1 protein-coding gene is annotated in these 330 nt (G+C 69.7%); it reads right to left on the bottom strand.

Annotated elements, in window-relative coordinates; genetic code table 11:
• A partial coding sequence (locus tag ABD323_RS42985; RefSeq protein ID WP_344447472.1) for a M48 family metallopeptidase occupies positions 1–330 on the bottom strand: 330 nt, incomplete at both ends.

Genomic DNA, 330 nt, shown 5'->3' with positions numbered 1-330 from the left:
GGCCGACCTCGTGGCCGATCCCCGCGCGGACCTCCTCCTCGTCCAGCAGGTCGACCAGGCCGCTGGTGACCACGATGATCGGGGTGTCCATCCCGATGCACATCGCGTTCACGGTGGGGTCCTGGGTGACGTACAGGTCGGGGACCTGCTCCAGGTCGAGGATGTAGGCCGCGTCCCGCACCATCGCGTGCAGCTCCGGGAACTGACGCTCCGACGTGCGGACGGCGGTGGCCAGGAACATCAGCCGGACGCTGCGCTCGGAGACCAGGCCGGCCAGCTTCTTCAGGACGTCGTCGAAGCCGGACAGCTTCCGCAGGGCGACCAGCGCCG

Source organism: Kitasatospora nipponensis, assembly GCF_039528135.1.
In the GTDB taxonomy this organism is placed as follows: Bacteria; Actinomycetota; Actinomycetes; order Streptomycetales; family Streptomycetaceae; genus Kitasatospora; species Kitasatospora nipponensis.
This window is presented reverse-complemented; position numbering and strand designations above follow the sequence as displayed.